This is a genomic window from Ruoffia tabacinasalis, assembly GCF_042652985.1.
In the GTDB taxonomy this organism is placed as follows: Bacteria; Bacillota; Bacilli; order Lactobacillales; family Aerococcaceae; genus Ruoffia; species Ruoffia tabacinasalis.
Map to the genome: position 1 here is coordinate 82954 of NZ_JBHSHQ010000016.1, position 17143 is coordinate 100096.

The 17143-nt window shown below is 38.3% G+C and carries 14 protein-coding genes, 1 rRNA gene and 1 other annotated feature; of the genes, 11 read left to right on the top strand and 4 right to left on the bottom strand.

Going from position 1 to position 17143, the window contains the following annotated elements:
- Window positions 1-82: 82 nt before the first annotated feature.
- The 5 genes from ACFO5Y_RS03260 to rplL all read left to right on the top strand — a co-directional run bounded on the left by ACFO5Y_RS03260 (window position 83) and on the right by rplL (window position 3827).
- Window positions 83-1126: an acyl-CoA thioester hydrolase/BAAT C-terminal domain-containing protein gene (locus tag ACFO5Y_RS03260; protein WP_197104053.1), complete on the top strand. Its 1044-nt coding sequence runs from the start codon at window positions 83-85 to the stop codon at window positions 1124-1126.
- Between the two features lie 141 nt (window positions 1127-1267).
- Window positions 1268-1693 (top strand): 50S ribosomal protein L11, encoded by a 426-nt coding sequence (gene rplK, locus ACFO5Y_RS03265; RefSeq protein WP_138404224.1) that lies wholly within the window; start codon window positions 1268-1270, stop codon window positions 1691-1693.
- Between the two features lie 83 nt (window positions 1694-1776).
- The gene (rplA, locus tag ACFO5Y_RS03270) at window positions 1777-2469 is read left to right on the top strand and encodes a 50S ribosomal protein L1 (RefSeq protein ID WP_197104052.1); all 693 of its coding nucleotides are present in this window, start codon (window positions 1777-1779) and stop codon (window positions 2467-2469) included.
- 212 nt (window positions 2470-2681) lie between these two features.
- Window positions 2682-2813 (top strand) — a sequence feature (ribosomal protein L10 leader region).
- Between the two features lie 48 nt (window positions 2814-2861).
- Window positions 2862-3404: a 50S ribosomal protein L10 gene (gene rplJ / locus ACFO5Y_RS03275; RefSeq protein ID WP_138404222.1), complete on the top strand. Its 543-nt coding sequence runs from the start codon at window positions 2862-2864 to the stop codon at window positions 3402-3404.
- A 48-nt stretch (window positions 3405-3452) separates the two neighbouring features.
- Complete coding sequence (rplL, locus tag ACFO5Y_RS03280) at window positions 3453-3827, top strand: 50S ribosomal protein L7/L12 (protein ID WP_138404221.1); 375 nt, start codon at window positions 3453-3455, stop codon at window positions 3825-3827.
- A 145-nt stretch (window positions 3828-3972) separates the two neighbouring features.
- Here the strand turns inward: rplL and ACFO5Y_RS03285 are convergent, their stop codons facing one another.
- On the bottom strand, window positions 3973-4509 hold the full coding sequence (locus ACFO5Y_RS03285) for an IclR family transcriptional regulator (RefSeq protein ID WP_465269118.1): 537 nt from the start codon (window positions 4507-4509) through the stop codon (window positions 3973-3975).
- Here ACFO5Y_RS03285 and ACFO5Y_RS03290 point away from each other — a divergent pair.
- Window positions 4496-5032, top strand: coding sequence for an alpha/beta fold hydrolase (locus ACFO5Y_RS03290; RefSeq protein WP_197104050.1), 537 nt, complete (start codon window positions 4496-4498; stop codon window positions 5030-5032). The genes ACFO5Y_RS03285 and ACFO5Y_RS03290 overlap by 14 nt on opposite strands.
- 71 nt (window positions 5033-5103) lie before the next feature.
- Here the strand turns inward: ACFO5Y_RS03290 and ACFO5Y_RS03295 are convergent, their stop codons facing one another.
- Both ACFO5Y_RS03295 and ACFO5Y_RS03300 read right to left on the bottom strand, forming a co-directional pair.
- Window positions 5104-5856: an alpha/beta hydrolase gene (locus ACFO5Y_RS03295; protein ID WP_197104049.1), complete on the bottom strand. Its 753-nt coding sequence runs from the start codon at window positions 5854-5856 to the stop codon at window positions 5104-5106.
- 63 nt (window positions 5857-5919) lie between these two features.
- Window positions 5920-6792, bottom strand: coding sequence for a Cof-type HAD-IIB family hydrolase (locus ACFO5Y_RS03300; protein WP_197104048.1), 873 nt, complete (start codon window positions 6790-6792; stop codon window positions 5920-5922).
- Window positions 6793-6894: 102 nt separating this feature from the next.
- Here ACFO5Y_RS03300 and ACFO5Y_RS03305 point away from each other — a divergent pair, with 102 nt between their 5' ends.
- The 4 genes from ACFO5Y_RS03305 to rpoC all read left to right on the top strand — a co-directional run bounded on the left by ACFO5Y_RS03305 (window position 6895) and on the right by rpoC (window position 15607).
- Window positions 6895-7512: a class I SAM-dependent methyltransferase gene (locus ACFO5Y_RS03305; protein WP_197104047.1), complete on the top strand. Its 618-nt coding sequence runs from the start codon at window positions 6895-6897 to the stop codon at window positions 7510-7512.
- 146 nt (window positions 7513-7658) lie between these two features.
- The gene (locus ACFO5Y_RS03310) at window positions 7659-7847 is read left to right on the top strand and encodes a hypothetical protein (RefSeq protein ID WP_197104046.1); all 189 of its coding nucleotides are present in this window, start codon (window positions 7659-7661) and stop codon (window positions 7845-7847) included.
- Between the two features lie 377 nt (window positions 7848-8224).
- On the top strand, window positions 8225-11830 hold the full coding sequence (gene rpoB, locus ACFO5Y_RS03315; RefSeq protein ID WP_197104045.1) for a DNA-directed RNA polymerase subunit beta: 3606 nt from the start codon (window positions 8225-8227) through the stop codon (window positions 11828-11830).
- A 96-nt stretch (window positions 11831-11926) separates the two neighbouring features.
- On the top strand, window positions 11927-15607 hold the full coding sequence (rpoC, locus tag ACFO5Y_RS03320; RefSeq protein ID WP_138404210.1) for a DNA-directed RNA polymerase subunit beta': 3681 nt from the start codon (window positions 11927-11929) through the stop codon (window positions 15605-15607).
- A gap of 73 nt (window positions 15608-15680) precedes the next feature.
- Here rpoC and ACFO5Y_RS03325 read toward each other — a convergent pair whose 3' ends face one another.
- Complete coding sequence (locus ACFO5Y_RS03325; protein ID WP_197104044.1) at window positions 15681-16379, bottom strand: prepilin peptidase; 699 nt, start codon at window positions 16377-16379, stop codon at window positions 15681-15683.
- 622 nt (window positions 16380-17001) lie between these two features.
- Here ACFO5Y_RS03325 and ACFO5Y_RS03330 point away from each other — a divergent pair.
- Window positions 17002-17143 (top strand): 16S ribosomal RNA (locus ACFO5Y_RS03330); the annotation flags it as partial.

The following is a 17143-nucleotide window of genomic DNA, read 5'->3' on the forward strand; positions in this document are numbered from 1 at the left end:
TTCTTCGGATACGCTTTCATTTATGGTAAAATGACTATAACAAGGTCACTCAGTTTTCTTAAGAGAGAGTAGGAGACACATTATGAGACTCATCTTAAAAGTTTTACTCCGGATTGTAGTGATTGCTATTCTAATCACGGTTATTATCTTCGGAATACGTTGGGTTCAAACGAATCGGTATAGTGAGTATATTGCAACGGATGAAGAAAGTGTCTATGTCGAGCCAGCCAATTTAGCATTGTATGAGACAGAACAAGCCAATATGACAGTTGAAACAATCGAAGAAGGGTATGTTAATGGCTTCCATCTTGTTCCAGATGAAATTTTAGCTGAGGGAGCGATCTTCACCTTTGGGGGTTCCGAAGGTTCGCCCAATTATGAGTTAGCGGTTCAATTGGCAAATGAAGGATACGAAGTTTACAGTTTATTCTTTTTTGGACCAGGTGAATTACCTGAAAGTATTCATGAAGTTCCCCTCGATTTCTACCAAGAAGTCTTAGCTTATCACGAAGAACATAGTCAATCGGACGGTCCTATCACAGTCTTAGGTGCTTCTAAAGGAGCGGAATTAACTTTAAACTTAGCTACCATCTATGAAGAGATTGATCACATCGTATTATATGCACCGTCTGCTTATAATTTCTTCTCACTAGACCAACAAAATGCAGACGCCAGCTCATGGTCTTACCAAGATGAGCCATTGCCGCATTTGAGTAATCAATCAGGTAGTATGATAGAAACAATGCAGATGATTGCAGGCTTTATCACCTATACACCGGTGTCATATCAACCAATTTATGACAGTGTGATTGAAGGAAGCGAAGCAGAGAGTCTAGAAGCAGCTCGCATTAAAGCTGAAGAATTTACAGGGGAAGGAATTATTTTCGCCGGTGGCGACGATTTAATGTGGAATTCAAGTCAAATGGGTGAAGCGATTATTGAACAGGCAAACCAAATTGAATTACACAATTATCCAGAGGCAGGTCATTTATTCTCAAATAAAAGATATTTAGGAGACTCTGCAGGATTGATTGCCTTAGGTGGGAATGATGAAGCCAATCAAGCCGCTTTAGAAGAAAGTCATGCCATTTTGTTAGAGAATTTAGCTAATTGGCATAATAAATAATAAAAAATGTAGATTAGCACTTGCAATATGGAATAAACATGGTATACTATTTCGGTGCGCAAGAACGCACACTGAGTGGGAGGAGTGAAGCTCACTCCGTAAACCACATCACGAAAAAAATTTTACAAGGAGGAATGTTTCGTGGCTAAAAAAGTCGTAACACAAGTCAAATTACAAATTCCAGCGGGACAAGCAAGTCCAGCGCCGCCAGTTGGTCCAGCATTAGGTCAAGCGGGAGTTAACATCATGGCGTTTACTAAAGAATTTAACGCTCAAACACAAGATCAAAATGGGATGATTATTCCAGTAGTAATCGATGTGTATGAAGACCGTTCATTTAGTTTTATTACTAAAACACCACCAGCTCCAATCTTACTTAAAAAAGCAGCTGGCTTATCTAAAGCTTCTGGTGAACCAAACAAAAACAAAGTTGGTTCAGTAACAAAAGCACAAGTACAAGAAATTGCTGAAATTAAAATGAAAGACTTAAACGCAGCAGATGTAGAAGCTGCTATGCGCATGATCGAAGGAACAGCTCGTTCAATGGGAATCACTGTCGAGGGCTAAGCATAACGCAGCTTCCAGCCCGTATTCTATCGGGTGTGGGAGGTATTACCGTTAATACCACAAATATAGGAGGAATAAATTAAATGGCTAAGAAAAGTAAAAAATTTCAAGCGGCATTAGAAAAAGTAGACCGCAACAATTTCTATAGCGCAGACGAAGCAATCGCATTAGCGAAAGAAATCGACTTTGCGAACTTTGATGCAACTATGGAAGTATCTTACAACTTAAATATTGATGTTAAAAAAGCTGATCAACAGATCCGTGGAGCAATGGTATTGCCACATGGTACTGGTAAAACTCAAACAGTTGTAGTAATTGCATCTGGAGATAAAGCTAAAGAAGCAGAAGCAGCAGGTGCTGATTTTGTTGGTGAAGCAGACCTAATCGAAAAAATCAACGGTGGTTGGTTAGACTTCGACGTAATGGTAGCAACACCTGACATGATGGGACAAGTTGGTCGTCTAGGACGCGTATTAGGACCAAAAGGCCTAATGCCTAACCCTAAAACTGGTACAGTAACACAAGATGTTACTAAAGCAGTTAACGACATCAAAGCAGGTCAAGTTACTTACCGTGCTGACAAAGCAGGAATCGTTAATGTTCCAATCGGTAAAGTATCATTTGATGATGCTAAATTAAAAGAAAACTTTAACGCATTACACGAACAAATCGTTCGTTTAAAACCAGCTTCAGCTAAAGGTATTTACATGACAAGTTTAACATTGTCTACTACTTTTGGACCTGGTATCAAAATTGACGCTCCAGGAATGGAATAATCAATTTTAACATAAATAATTACGAGCTTAGAATTTGAAGTAAGTCTTCATTTTCTAAGCTCTTTTTTTATAATAAAGGGGCATTCTTTTAGAGGCTGACTAATATTTTCAGGTAATAATTGGAAATATTATCTAAATGAAAACAGATTCAAAGAAAAAAGTTAAAAACATTAATAAAAAGTGTTGACAACACAGTCGGTATCCATTATGATGTTCTATGTGTTAAACGACCGAAGACAGTAAGTGGCAAATGCCTTAATTTCTTACCGAGGAAGTTCCTAAGTGATAAACAACAGGAATGTATCTCTATGTCTAAGGTGACATGGGGGTTTTTTTATTGGATAAAATAATCAATAAATACTCTCTATACCAAAATGACGGAGGTGAACTAATTGGGAAAAAGAAAAGTGACTCTTGAACAAAAACAAAACGAAGTTGCAGAAATCACTGAAGAACTTAAAGGTTCTGCAGGTGTTGTAATTATCGATTACCTAGGTCTTAACGTTACTGAAGTAACAGAATTACGTAAAAACTTACGTGATGCAGGCGTGAAAATGAAAGTTGTGAAAAACACAATCTTACGTAGAGCAGCTGCAGACGCAGGTATTGAAGGTTTAGATGAAGTTTTCGCTGGTCCTACTGCGATTGCTTTCCATTCTGAAGATGTTGTTGCTCCAGCTAAAATCATCGTTGAAGCCGCAAAAGATTTAGAGAAATTAGAAATCAAAGGTGGATTAATTGAAGGTGCTGTTGCTTCAGTAGCTGAAATCGAAACATTATCTAAATTACCAAGTCGCGAAGGTCTATTATCTATGTTACTATCTGTACTGGAAGCTCCAATGCGCAATACAGCTTCAGTATTATCACAAATGAATCCTGCTCGCAAGATGGCTTATGCGCTTAAAGCTGTTGGTGAAGCAAAAGACGCTGCTTAATGTAGCACAATAAATAAAAAAACACATATAAAACGGAGGAAACAAATCATGGCATTAAACATTGAACAAATTATTGAAGATATCAAATCAGCAACTGTTGTAGAATTAAACGAATTAGTAGAAGCAATCGAAGAAGAATTCGGTGTATCTGCTGCTGCTCCTGTAGCTGTAGCTGCTGCTGGTGGCGCTGGTGAAGCTGCTGCTGAAGAACAAACTGAATTCGACGTTGAATTAACTTCAGCTGGATCAGCTAAAATCAAAGTTATCAAAGCAGTTCGTGAAGCAACTGGTTTAGGACTTAAAGAAGCTAAAGAATTAGTAGATAACGCTCCAAAAGTAATCAAAGAAGGATTATCTAAAGAAGATGCAGAAGCATTAAAAGCTGCAATCGAAGAAGTTGGAGGAGCTGTAGAAGTAAAATAATCTCTGATTATTTAACTTTATACACTCTAAACCAGAGGTTTTTACCTCTGGTTTTTTTTGTACAAAAAATAATTACTACTATATAAGATACGAAAAGCGACACGGTAATTGAACCTAACTCAATTACTGTGTCGCTTTTTATTATTTAACCATCATAGCCTAATCTTTCTGAAGCTTCTTGGGCACCGTGACGTAAGATCCGCATATAGTCTTTTAATTTATCTTTATTCATACGAGTTAGAGGATCAACAATAGAAAGGGCGCAGACAACTTCATTCTCATAATTCCAAACTGGGAGAGTCAGTGGATAATTACTTTCAGTTAATTCAGCCACACTAAAACTATACCCTTGGCTACGAACTTTTGATAATTCTTTCTTCAATTGAATCGGATTTGTAATTGTATGCTCTGTGAAAGCAGAGTGTGGAAGGTTAATCGCTCTCTCAATTGTTTCTTCATCTGAATAAACGAGAAGCACTTTACCAGTACTGGTTGCATGTACCGGATTTTTCATTCCAATTTGTGTATTGATATCTGAGTAATATGGACCGTTCATCTTATGGACGTAGAGGACATCTGTTCCCTTGAACGCAGTGATTTGTGCACTTTCATTTGTTCTTTGAATAATATTGCTAAGTACTAGACCAGCTTCGCGGTAAATTTCATTTGTGTTTGCAAATATACCTGCGTTAGTAACTTATTACCCAACATGTAACCATGACTTTGGAAATCACGGGCTAGAAGGTTTTCTTTTTCTAATGGGTGCTATGGGTGTTGAAATGGATATGCCATACGGACTGAACGAAGTTTGGGGTTACAAAGGAACAAGAGAACATATGGCTGAGTTAATTGATTTATTCGCTTATGACAAAAAATTTGCGACTGAAGAATTAATTACTGTTCGTCATGAAGCAAGTCAAGAGCCTGGCTTCCATGAAGCATTCAGTTCAATGTTCCCACATCCACGCCAAAGCTCTGCGGATAACTTATCGTTCCCAGACAAAGAAATTAAGAAAATCAAACATAAAACTTTATTAGTTCATGGACGTGAAGATAAAGTTGTTCCAGTAGAAAACTCATATCGATTAATCAATCTACTTGAAAACTCTGATTTACATATCTTCGGAAAATGTGGTCACTGGGTACAAATTGAGAAATCACTTGAATTCTCTGCATTAGTGAATGACTTCGTAAAAGAAGACTAATATGTCATTCACACTTTATAAATGATAAAAACCTGAAGAACTCATACTAGATGTGAGTTCTTCAGGCTTTTTTATGACCAAGCAAGTTGATCAAGGTAGTCAATTAAGGCTTCTTGAAAGTCACGAAAAGCAGGGCTAGTCGTTATGACATGGCGACCATCTTGGAAACTATCAAGGTGAACCGTTGCGTGAGTTAATTTACTCGCAATATCATCTTGCGTCTTAGGATCAATCAGCTCATCTTGAATTGATTTAGCAATGTAAGTAGGTGTCGTAACTTTCGGTAAGTTATCACGAACACCAATAATTAACTCATCAATTTGCTCGATTTGCTGATTCATTAATGGGGTCAAGCTTTCAACTTCCTGTTGAATATCCTCATCGGACCATTTTCTATGTGAAAGAATGCGTCGAATGGAGCTTGTGATGTATCTTCGAATAGGTGTTGGGTCTAGGCCATTAATACATGGACTGTTGAAGGCGCCAATTCCGGTGAAGTGATTTGGGTACTTTTGAGCGGCATTCAAAGCTAATATTCCTCCTAGAGACAGCCCCATAATTGCAATTTGCTCATAACCCTCATCTTCTAAGAACTGAATCGCTTCATCAACTTGCTGAATCCATTCATTAGGATGGACCTCGAATAAATCGCCCACAGGTTTTGTCCCATGTCCTGCTAGGTTAAAAGCATAGACACTGTAACCAGCCTTGCGAAGCGCTCTAGCCGTTCGTCCAATTTCTTGAATGCTTCCGACAAAGCCGTGTAATAATAAAACACAACGTGGACCTTCTTGATAATAGATCGTGTCTTTTGAGTCAGGCATGTTAATTCTCTCCTTTAATAAAAAACAAGCAATATAACGGGTGTTATACTGCTTGTCAAAGTTTTATAATTGGTTTAAAATTTCTTCGATGACAACAGCAACGCCGTCTTCCCGGTGTGAAGGAGCTATAAACTTAGCCATTTCTTTCACTTCTGGTGACGCATTATCCATGGCATAACTATGTCCTGCCATTTGTAACATCGAGCGATCATTTAATGAGTCCCCGATAGTCGCAACGTCTTCCATAGCAATACCGCGAGAAGCTGCATACTCAGCAACTGCAAACCCTTTTTGAGCTTTTGAATGTGTGACTTCTAAGTTATCTGGTCCCGAAGACGTAATGTCTAAATCTTCATAGCCTTCAAAAGTTTTAAGGAAGTTAGGCAACTTGCTATCAGAGGGTTCACCGAAAATCATAAATTTTAGAGCAGTGGTATCATCTGTATAACTAAACTCACTCATATCTTTAATGTAAGCAAGTTCATGAATGAACTGCGCATCACTGGAATAAGCATCGTCTGTTTCGATATTGGTATATTTCTCGATTTCTAATTTGCGAAGCATTCCCTTCACACGATTAACGAAAGCTTTTTTATCTCCTACATAGAAGTATTTATCTGTCATGACTGAATAAGCCGTTTTAGTTTCTTCTAGGTAGTTCAGCATTTCTTTAACAGTATCAATTTCTAACGGGATTTTTGTTTCGATGTCACCATCTAAGTTGTAGACGGCGGCCCCATTTAAGTTAATCATTTTACAGTTGATTTTATGAGCATCTAACATTGGTCTTGCTGAATTGTAGGCACGCCCAGTAGCGATCACAAATTCGATGCCTGCTTGTTGTAGCGCCTTAATTGCTTTCGCATTTCTTTCAGAAACCACGTGTTCTTCATTGAGAAGCGTCCCATCCATATCCGAGACAAATAACTTAACCATTTAATATCCTCCAATAATTTTTAGATTATTTTCTAGCTATAGTTTAACATGAATCAAAATAAAGTGATATGATATTGCTAAGTATATAAAGAGGTGAAGCATATGAATGAACAATATTTTTCTAATAATCCCCAAAGTCAACATCAAGAAAAGCAACTAGATACTGTAGTAAATGGGTTCAATCTTAAATTGATTACCGATAGCGGTGTGTTCTCAAAAGACCGCGTAGACTATGGATCACAGCGTTTAGTAGAGACGTTTATGGAAGAGAAACAAGTCCTTGAAGGTCAAAAAATTTTAGAATTAGGTAGTGGTTATGGACCAATCGTTATAACCTTAGCTAAAGCATTTCCTCAAGCCTCGATTACCGCTGTGGAATTAAACGAGCGAGCCTATCACCTTGCCCAGAGAAATAGCTCATTGAATCAAGTTGGGACGATTCAATGGTTACTAGATGATGCGACATCAGTCGATCTGAACGGGGAGGTTTTCGATTATGTTCTAACCAACCCACCGATTAGAGCAGGAAAACAGACGGTTCATCAGTTTATTACCCATAGCTACAAGCAATTGAAACCAGGAGGCTCCTTATGGGTCGTCATCCAGAAGAAACAAGGAGCACCATCTTTATATAAACATATGGAAGATATTTTTGGTAATGCTGAGAAAGTAAAGCAAGATAAAGGTTACTGGATATTAACGAGTGAGAAAATCGTGTAAAAAATATAAAATATGACGATACAACCTAATATTGAAGTGTCATTTTAATCATGATATAATTATATTAAGGGTAAGGTAGTAGTTCCGTTACAGTGCCAATCAACCTGACAAAGATGCAAAGACAACATAATAGGAGGTTTGCTGTTATGAGTTTCAATAGTGTCCATGATGCACATCGACGAGCGGTTATACAAACGCAACAGGCAATAGTGAAAGAAAGTCGAGATAACAATAAGAAAGACAACAAGAAACATTTTAACGTAGATGATACTACACGAGTAGTGAAGGCAGATACATGGGTGGAGCGGTTAAAACAAAGACTAGCTAAAAAATAGTAGACATGCGAACATTAAATAAGCTAAGAAGAGTGAGTTTAACTTACTCTTCTTTGTATTGTTTCCACCAAAAAATTCGAAACGAGTTGTAAGTAAGCGTGTTAATGATAAATAAGACAAAAAGTATTGACATAGGACTAAAATTCTAGTAATATAGATAAACGCAAAGAATAGGTATAGATGAAGGGAAGTCTGCTGAAATATTGTCCAGCCGACATTCCGCCAGAATAAAACAAAAGATTGAGTCGCTTTTTCCAAGAGTCCACAATCCTTTGTTATTTTTTTGCCCAAAATTGGGTAAAAATCTCAGATGTAACCCAAGGTTAATATTTGTAACATTCTTGTAATATCTAACTTAGTTCTAAAATTTATAAGGGGTGAAGAGCTTGAGTAATCATCATATTGTGAAATATGGTAAAAAAGCAGAGCGTCGTAGTTATTCACGTATTAACGAAGTACTAGAATCACCAAACTTAATCGAAATCCAAACTGATTCATATCAGTGGTTCCTTGAGGATGGGTTAAAAATTATGTTTGAGGATATCTCACCAATCGTTGACCACACAGAAAACTTAGAGTTACATTTTGTAGACTATGAATTTAGAGAAGCGAAATATAACGTCGACGAAGCAAGAAGTCATGATGCAAACTATTCTCAGCCAATTTACGTAAAATTACGTTTAGTGAATCGTGAGACAAATGAAGTAAAAGAACAAGTTGTTTTCTTTGGGGACTTCCCAATGATGACAGAAATGGGAACATTCATTATTAATGGAGCGGAACGTGTTATCGTTTCTCAATTAGTACGTTCGCCGAGTGTATATTTCCATGATCGCCTAGATAAGAAAAACCGTCACACATTTACATCAACAGTCATTCCAAACCGTGGTGCATGGTTAGAATTTGAAACGGATGCTAAAGGTGTTGCGTATGTACGTATTGACCGTACACGTAAATTACCATTAACAGAATTAGTTCGTGCTTTAGGATTCGGATCAGATGAAGAAATCTATGATATCTTAACTGAATCAGAATTATTAAACACAACCATCGACAAAGACGTACATAAAAACGTTGCTGACACTCGTGTGGAAGAAGCACTTAAAGATGTGTACGAACGTCTACGTCCAGGTGAGCCAAAAACTGCGGAAAGTGCAAGAAACTTATTAACAGCTCGTTTCTTTGACCCACGCCGTTATGACTTAGCGCCTGTTGGACGCTACAAGATCAACAAAAAACTTCACTTAAGATACCGTTTATTAGGCTTAACATTAGCTGAAACTTTAGCGGATCCTGAAACTGGAGAAGTATTGTTCACTGAAGGTACTAAACTAGAGCAAGATGACATTGAAAAATTAGTTCCTTATTTAGATAAAGGCTTAAACATGGTGACGTTACACCCTGCTCCAGAAGCAGTTGTTGCAGAACCAATCGATGTACAAGTTGTTCGTGTTTATTCACCAGAAGATCCAGAACAAATTATTAATATTATTGGTAATGGTCATCTGACTGAAGAAGTTAAGAGCTTAACACCAGCAGATATCATTGCTTCAATTAACTATTACTTATTCCTAGACTATGGTATTGGTGGAACAGACGACATTGACCACTTAGGTAACCGTCGTATTCGTTCAGTAGGGGAATTATTACAAAACCAATTCCGTATCGGATTATCCCGTATGGAACGTGTTGTTCGTGAACGTATGTCACTACAAGATACATCGTCAATGACACCACAACAATTAATTAACATTCGTCCTGTAGTTGCTGCAATCAAAGAATTCTTTGGTTCATCTCAACTATCTCAATTCATGGACCAATCAAACCCACTGGGTGAGTTAACACATAAACGTCGTCTATCAGCCTTAGGACCTGGGGGATTAACCCGTGACCGTGCTGGATACGAGGTACGTGACGTGCATTACTCTCACTACGGTCGTATGTGTCCAATTGAGACACCGGAGGGACCAAACATTGGGTTAATTAACTCACTCGCAACTTATGCGAAAATCAACGAGTTTGGCTTCATTGAAACGCCATTCCGTAAAGTTGACCGTGAAACAAACCGTGCAACTGAAGAAATCCATTATTTATCAGCAGATGAGGAAGATTTATATATCGTTGCGCAAGCAAACGCATTACTGAATGAAGATGGAACATTTACAAACGAAACTGTTATGGCTCGTTACAAGTCTGAGAATATCGAAGTTCCAAGAGAACAAGTCGATTTCATGGATGTATCGCCTAAACAGGTTGTATCAGTTGCGACGGCATCAATTCCTTTCTTGGAAAACGATGACTCGAACCGTGCCCTAATGGGAGCGAACATGCAACGTCAAGCTGTTCCATTGATTAATCCTAAAGCACCATATATTGGTACTGGTATGGAATATCAAGCAGCACATGACTCAGGAGCAGCATTATTATGTAAACGTCCTGGTACAGTTACTTATGTAGATGCAGACCGTATTCGCGTTAAATTAGAAGATGGATCATTCGATGATTACCGTTTAACTAAATTTGCACGTTCGAATGCTGGTACATGTTATAACCAACGACCAATTATTGAATCAGGTGAAACTGTTGCTAAAGGAGATATCTTAGCGGATGGACCTTCAATGGAAAATGGAGAAATGGCCTTAGGTCAAAACCCATTAGTAGCCTTCATGACTTGGGATGGATATAACTACGAGGATGCGATCATCATGTCAGAGCGACTTGTTAAAGATGACGTATATACCTCAATTCATATTGAAGAATATGAATCAGAAGCTCGTGATACTAAGTTAGGACCTGAAGAAATTACACGCGAAATCCCGAACGTTGGGGAAGACGCACTTAAATATCTAGACAAAGACGGAATCATTGCTATCGGTGCTGAAGTCCGTGATGGGGACATTTTAGTAGGTAAAGTAACACCTAAAGGTGTAACAGAACTATCTGCAGAAGAACGCCTATTACATGCAATCTTCGGTGAGAAAGCACGTGAAGTCCGCGATACATCGCTACGTGTACCACATGGTGGAGGCGGAATCGTTCATGACGTGAAGATCTTTACGCGTGAAAACGGAGACGAATTATCACCAGGAGTAAACATGTTAGTCCGTGTTTACATTGTACAAAAACGTAAAATTAGTGAAGGGGATAAAATGGCCGGACGTCACGGTAATAAAGGGGTTGTCTCTTTAATCGTGCCTGAAGAAGATATGCCATTCTTACCTGATGGAACACCAGTGGACATTATGCTGAACCCATTAGGGGTACCTTCACGTATGAACATCGGACAAGTATTCGAACTTCACCTTGGAATGGCAGCGCGTGAGATGGGTATTAATATCTCTACACCTGTATTCGATGGTGCAAGTGAAGAAGACGTTTGGGAGACAATCAAAGAAGCTGGTTTAGCAGACGATGCTAAAACTACTTTATATGATGGTCGAACAGGGGAGCCGTTTGATCGTAAAGTATCAGTTGGTGTTATGTACATGCTTAAATTAGGACACATGGTTGACGACAAGATCCATGCTCGTTCAACTGGACCTTACTCATTAGTAACGCAACAACCATTAGGTGGTAAAGCACAATTTGGTGGACAACGTTTTGGTGAGATGGAGGTTTGGGCCCTTGAAGCTTATGGTGCAGCTTACACATTACAAGAGATTCTAACTTACAAGTCAGATGACGTTGTTGGACGTGTGAAAACTTATGAAGCCATTGTAAAAGGTGAGCCAATTCCAAAACCAGGTGTGCCTGAATCATTCCGAGTATTAGTAAAAGAATTACAATCATTAGGATTAGACTTACAAGTACTTGATTCAAATCACAAAGAGATCGACTTACAAGACGATGAAGAAGATGACGATATCATTAACTTTAACGCCTTAGAAAAATACAAAGAAGATCAAAAGCAAGCAAGTCAACAACAAGCAGTTAATAAACCAGTTGCTGCAAGCGAAGCTGTAGAGAAAAACACTGATAAATAATTAAAAGTTAGTATAACAGGATAGATTGATAAGAGGACCACTCTTTAAACGAGTGGCTCTGTCGACTATCGGCAATTTTATAAGGAGGTTGGCCCTTTGATAGATGTTAATACTTTTGAATCAATGCAGATTGGTTTAGCATCCCCAGAGAAAATCCGTAGTTGGTCATACGGTGAAGTTAAAAAGCCAGAAACAATTAATTACCGTACATTAAAACCAGAAAAAGATGGCTTATTCTGTGAGCGTATTTTTGGTCCGTCAAAAGACTGGGAATGTGCGTGTGGTAAGTACAAACGTATTCGCTATAAAGGTCGTGTTTGTGAACGTTGTGGTGTAGAAGTTACACGTTCTAAAGTACGTCGTGAACGCATGGGGCATATTGAATTAGCCGCTCCAGTAACTCACGTATGGTATTTCAAAGGAATTCCAAGTCGTATGGGGCTTATCCTTGATTTAAGTCCACGTTTATTAGAAGAAGTTATTTACTTTGCTTCTTATATCGTGATTGAATCAGGTGATACACCTTTAGAAGTTAAATCACTATTAACTGAGACAGAATACCGTGAAAAACGCCGTGAATTCGGTAATCGATTTAAAGCTAAAATGGGAGCCGAAGCAATCGGTGACTTATTAGCAGCCGTTGATATCGAAGCAGAAGTAGCAGAATTAAAAGAGACGTTAAAAACAGCGACAGGACAAAAACGTACACGTGCGATTCGTCGTCTTGATATTCTAGACTCATTCTTAGAATCAGGTAATGATCCAACTTGGATGATTATGGATGCACTGCCAGTTATTCCACCAGAGTTACGTCCAATGGTACAACTTGAAGGTGGACGTTTTGCAACAAGTGACTTGAACGATTTATACCGTCGTGTTATTAACCGTAACAACCGTCTAAAACGTTTATTAGATCTTGGAGCACCAAACATCATCGTTCAAAACGAGAAACGTATGCTACAAGAAGCTGTTGACTCATTAGTTGATAACGGTCGTCGTGGTCGTGCTGTAACTGGACCGGGTAACCGTCCATTGAAATCATTATCACACATGTTAAAAGGTAAGCAAGGACGTTTCCGTCAAAACTTACTTGGTAAACGTGTTGACTATTCAGGACGTTCAGTAATCGTCGTTGGACCATCATTAAAAATGTACCAATGTGGATTACCAAAAGAAATGGCTATTGAATTATTCAAACCATTTGTAATGAAAGAATTAGTTGAACGAGATATCGCAGGAAATATCAAAAACGCGAAGAAAATGATCGAAACTCAAGATGACGCAATTTGGCCAGTTATTGAAGATGTGATTAAAGAACATCCAGTTCTATTAAACAGAGCACCTACGCTTCACCGTTTAGGTATTCAAGCTTTCGAACCAGTGATCGTTGAAGGTAAAGCGATTCGTCTTCACCCATTAGTATGTGAAGCTTATAACGCCGACTTTGATGGTGACCAAATGGCTGTTCACGTTCCGTTATCTGAAGAAGCTCAAGCAGAAGCAAGACTATTAATGTTAGCTGCACAACATATCCTGAACCCTAAAGATGGTAAACCAGTTGTTACACCATCACAAGATATGGTTTTAGGTAACTACTACTTAACATTAGAAGAAGAAGGACGTATCGGAGAAGGTATGGTGTTCTCTTCTGTAAGTGAAGTTGAATTAGCTTACCAAAACGGATATGTACACTTACATTCACGTATTGCCATTCCTGCAGCTTCATTAGAAGGAAAACCATTTACAGATTGGCAAAAAGAACGTTTAATGGTAACGACTGTTGGTAAAGTGATTATTAACCAAATCATGCCAGAAGAGTTCCCATACTTAAACGAGCCAACAACTGAAAACTTAATTGAACGCACACCTGATAAATACTTCATCGAGCATGGAGTAGATGTCAAAGAAGCGATTAAAGAAATGGACTTAGTTCCTCCATTCAAGAAAAAACATTTAGGTAACGTGATCGCAGAAGTGTTCAAACGTTATCAAGTTACTGAAACATCTATCATGCTTGATAAGATGAAAGACTTAGGTTATAAATACTCAACTCGATCAGGTATTACTGTTGGGGTTGCGGACGTTATTAACTTAGATACTAAAGAAGGAATCATTACAGATGCTCATGACCGCGTTGAGAAAATCACTAAGCAATATCGCCGTGGTTTAATCACTGAAGATGAGCGTTATAATAATGTTATCCGTACTTGGGAACGTGCGAAAGACCAAATTCAAAACGAACTGGTTGAAAAACTTCCACGTCTTAACCCAATTAACATGATGTCTGACTCTGGTGCCCGTGGTAATATCTCTAACTTCACTCAGTTAGCTGGTATGCGTGGTAACATGGCGGCTCCAAGTGGTAAGATTATCGAGTTACCGATCACATCGAACTTCCGTGAGGGATTAAACGTACAAGAAATGTTTATCTCTACCCATGGGGCTCGTAAAGGTATGACCGATACTGCCTTGAAGACAGCCGATTCAGGTTACTTAACACGTCGTTTAGTTGATGTGGCACAAGATGTTATCGTTCGTGAAGATGACTGTGGAACAGACAAAGGTTTAGTAATTAGAGCGATTAAAGATGGAAATAGTGTCATTGAATCACTAGAAGAACGTCTAATCGGTCGTTACTTACAAAAAACTTTACGTCACCCAGAAACAAATGAAGTTATTATCTCTAATAACGAATTAATTACAGAAGATATCGCGCAACAAATTATTGCTGCTGGTATCGAAGAAGTAACGATTCGCTCAGTATTCACTTGTGATACGATTCATGGTGTATGTAAACACTGTTATGGACGTAACTTAGCGACTGGAGACGAAGTTGAAGTTGGTGAAGCAGTTGGTACAATCGCTGCCCAATCAATCGGTGAGCCTGGTACACAATTAACAATGCGTACATTCCATACGGGTGGGGTTGCCGGTGGTGGAGATATCACTCAAGGTCTTCCTCGTATCCAAGAGATCTTTGAAGCACGTAACCCTAAAGGGTTAGCTCAAATCACGGAAGTGGCTGGAGAGATTGAAGCGATCGAAGAGAAAGCTTCAGACCGTACTAAAGATATTACTGTTCGTGGTATTACAGATACACGTACATATAACGTGCCATTCCAATCAAGACTTAAAGTTACGGTTGGAGAAACTGTAGAACGTGGTCAAGCCTTAACAGAAGGTTCAATTGATCCGAAAGAATTACTACGTGTAACTGATGTTATCACTGTTGAAAACTATCTATTACATGAAGTACAAAATGTTTACCGTGGACAAGGGGTAGAAATCGGAGATAAACACGTGGAAGTAATGGTTCGCCAAATGCTTCGTAAAGTACGTGTTATGGACCCAGCTTCTACAGATATCTTGCCAGGTGCATTATTAGATATCGCTGACTTCTCTAAAGCCAACGAAGCAGCAATCAAAGCAGGAGAAGTTCCTGCAACTGCACGTCCAGTTTTACTAGGAATTACAAAAGCAGCTCTAGAGACAAATTCATTTATCTCTGCTGCATCATTCCAAGAAACGACACGTGTCTTAACTGACGCTGCTATTCGTGGAGATCGTGATGAATTGATCGGATTGAAAGAGAACGTTATTATCGGTAAACTAATTCCTGCCGGAACTGGTATGAACCGTTACCGTTCACTTGAAACATCAACTTCAGAAGATATCGAACGAATTTTAGAAGAAGAAAGAATTGCGAAAGAAAAAGCCGAAGCTGAAAAAGCTGAAGCCGAAAAAGAAGAAAAAGACGCTAAGTCTTCATTTAAATAATTAAATATCTTCATATGCAAACGCCCGCTCACTGAGTTAAATTAGTGAGCGGGCGTTTTTTTGTATTCATATTCTATATAGAGAGGATACAATACAAACCGAAAAATATAAATGGGAAAAAAGGTAAAGCGCCTGTGGACTTAAATCTAAATAAGTAACCAAATAAGAAATAAAATAGGGCGGTAGCGGAAGTAATGAACAAATACATAGGGAATAGAGAAACAGGGATACATAATGAAAGAATCGTAAAGACTTTAATATCTGCCCCTCCAATAGAAGCAGGCCTTAGTGTGTTAAAAATCAAGAAAGAAACAAAGGTTACCGATGAAAGCAATAATTGCATATCAAATTCAAGATCGCTGACGTAAACAATATACAAAACAAGACATAAAAGAATGAACTGAAGCAAATCAGGTACCATCATAGCGTGTATATCACAGTAGATCATTAACAAGCTTACTAAGGTAAAGACCAAGATAAAGTAGAAGTGATACTCCTTAAACACAAAGCTAGTCCATACGAACAAAAGACCACTCATGACTTCGACTATTATATAGAAGGAACTCGTTGGCTTCTGGCAGTAGCGACACCTAAATCGACTTAAGACTTGAGAAACGATTGGAATCAAATCAAAAGCTTTAAGTGTAGTAGAGCAATGATCACAAGTAGAGCGACGAGTTAAACAGATTTGCTGGTGTACCCAATCAAACGCAAAGCAATAAGCAAAGGATCCAAGACAACTACCGATAACAAACTGAAAAATATACATCATATAAAAACCTCCTAATGATATATACAAGAAAAAAGGCCAATTCCATTATTAAATTTATGTAAAGTAGAAAATAATAGATAAAAGTGAAAAAAAGGTTGACCTGTAGCTAAATTTCATGCTATATTAGTTCTTGCTGTTACGAGACAAAGTAACTAATATCTAACAGCAAAGAATGTTTACATTAAATTTACAAATAATTTACAAAACTATTGACAGATTGTAAATGCAGTGTTAACATTATATAAGTCGTTACAGTAATGTTTGTAGCGGTTACAAAGAAAACCAAAAACGCATAAAAAATTCAAAAAACTTTAATTAGTTATTGACATTGTTATGGCGCACATGGTATTATTTAAAAGTTGTCTTAGCAGACAACGAGCACGAGAAACCAAATAAATACTTTTAAAAAGTTATTGACTTTGACTTCATAAACGTGCTATACTAATAAAGTTGCATCACAACCGCAACGAAAGCTCATTGAAAACTGAACAAAGATAAACACACCAAATGTGTAAGGGGATCTGTTCTACGGAACAGACAACCAAACAATTTCGCTGGACGACCACCAGTTTAAAAAAGGTCAACAAAGCTAGAATAGTAATGAGCAAAAGCTCAAACAATCAATTATGAGAGTTTGATCCTGGCTCAGGACGAACGCTGGCGGCGTGCCTAATACATGCAAGTCGAACGCACCGACGGAGAACTTGTTCTCTTGACGTGAGTGGCGCACGGGTGAGTAACACGTGGGAAACCTACCCTTCAGC